Here is a 2,220-nt window from a genome sequence, read left to right as displayed (position 1 = left end):
TGGTAGTAGTGTGACGACGATTGTGACCTCTTCAAGTGTTTCAGCTAATTCGGATTTATCCAATGTAACTGCAAATGACATTGTTTCTATTAATGGTAATACTACGCTCACTTTGGCACAAAAACAGGTCTTTTTGGATTATGTTCAAGGGTGGAGTAAATCTAATATTTCTTCAGGTATCGCCAGTAGTGCGGTTGGGGTCATCAATAATGCAACAGGTGTAGGCAGTAGTGCCGTTGGTTTTAACAATACAGCAAGCGCAACGAATAGCAGTGTCTTTGGTAGTTATAGCAAAGCCACGCATACAGGCGCAACGGCTTTAGGTAACGACTCTGAAACTGACCGAGACAACAGTATTTCGGTTGGTAAAGCAGGTGCAGAAAAACAAATTACCAATGTTAAGGCAGGTACAGCCGATACTGATGCAATCAATAAAAAACAACTAGACAGCGAAGTTTTAACCTTAAATACAAGGATTGATAATTTACCTACAGGCGGAAGTACGCCAATCGCCAGCGACAATTATGCTCATACTTCAACCGCCACGGCTTTAGGTTCAGCGAGAGGTACTGCACATATCAGTACTAACAATGGTACAACCTTGACCAGTGTGGCAGGGATCACCGTAACTTCAACCAGTCTGAATATGGATGATATTGATTCATTTACAGTGGGTGGGGTAACGACCACCAAAGCAGACCAACCAGCTAAAGTAGCAGCGTTTATCAATGCAGCCAAGAAAGGCGGAAATATTACGGTTGGGATAAATAGTAGTGCAATGGGAATGGCAAATATTGCATCGGGTTTTAATAGCAGTGCAGTGGGTTCTAATAATACTGTATCGGGTGCTGTTAGCAGTGCAGTGGGTTATGGTAATGCTGCATCAGGTTTTTTTAGTAATGCTATCGGCGTACAAAATTCAGCCAGTAAAACATTTAGCAATGCCATAGGTTCGCATAACCAAGCCACAGGTACGCTTTCAAATGCTATCGGTTCAGGGATAAACAACGCTTTGATTGTCCCAGGTGTAGGCGGTGTCATTACCTCAATTGATGGCATTCCGATTACCACCACAGCAACATCGGTTGCAGCTTTAAATACGGGCAATATTACAGCCATTGATGGCAATACCAATCCAACTTCTGACGAAAAGCAGGCATTTATTGATGCGGTACAAAAAGGTCAAAATATAGCTTCAGGTGTGGCTGCCAGCGCAGTCGGTGTAAGTAATAATGCCAGTGGTGCAGGCAGTAATGCGGTAGGTTTGGGCAATACCGCATCGGGTAATAGGAGCAGTGCATTGGGTTCTAAGAATACTGCATTGGGTTATCTTAGCAGTGCAGTGGGTTATAATAATACTGCATCAGGTTCTGTTAGCAGTGCATTGGGTCATGTGAATAATGCATCGGGTGTTTATAGCACTGCGGTGGGTTCTAATAATCTTGCATTGGGTTATGTTAGCAGTGCATTTGGTTATAGGAATACTGCATCGGGTGCTATGAGCAGTGCATTGGGTTATACTAATGCTGCATCGGGTGATCATAGCACTGCGGTGGGTTCAAGGAATGTAGCAAGTGCCATTGCGAGTAGTGCATTAGGACACAGAAATCAGGCAACAGGGTTTGGAAGTATAGCAGTCGGGAATGGCTTTGGTGCGCCGAGTGAGGCTTCTATAAATGGTAACACGATTACTTATGGTAGTGGTAGTAGTGTGACGACGATTGTGACCTCTTCAAGTGTTTCAGCTAATTCGGATTTATCCAATGTAACTGCAAATGACATTGTTTCTATTAATGGTAATACTACGCTCACTTTGGCACAAAAACAGGTCTTTTTGGATTATGTTCAAGGGTGGAGTAAATCTAATATTTCTTCAGGTATCGCCAGTAGTGCGGTTGGGGTCATCAATAATGCAACAGGTGTAGGCAGTAGTGCCGTTGGTTTTAACAATACAGCAAGCGCAACGAATAGCAGTGTCTTTGGTAGTTATAGCAAAGCCACGCATACAGGCGCAACGGCTTTAGGTAACGACTCTGAAACTGACCGAGACAACAGTATTTCGGTTGGTAAAGCAGGTGCAGAAAAACAAATTACCAATGTTAAGGCAGGTACAGCCGATACTGATGCAATCAATAAAAAACAACTAGACAGCGAAGTTTTAACCTTAAATACAAGGATTGATAATTTACCTACAGGCGGAAGTACGCCAATCGCCAGCGA

1 protein-coding gene is annotated in these 2,220 nt (G+C 43.2%); it reads left to right on the top strand.

What is annotated here, in order from left to right; translation table 11 throughout:
- A partial coding sequence (locus tag MKL33_RS06875) for a YadA family autotransporter adhesin (protein WP_442866707.1) occupies positions 1–2,220 on the top strand: 2,220 nt, incomplete at both ends.

It is taken from the genome of Acinetobacter sp. AOR43_HL (assembly GCF_027854635.1).
GTDB classification, from domain to species: domain Bacteria; phylum Pseudomonadota; class Gammaproteobacteria; order Pseudomonadales; family Moraxellaceae; genus Acinetobacter; species Acinetobacter pittii.
The sequence above is the reverse complement of the archived record's forward strand: the minus strand, read 5'-3'. Positions and strand labels throughout refer to the sequence as shown.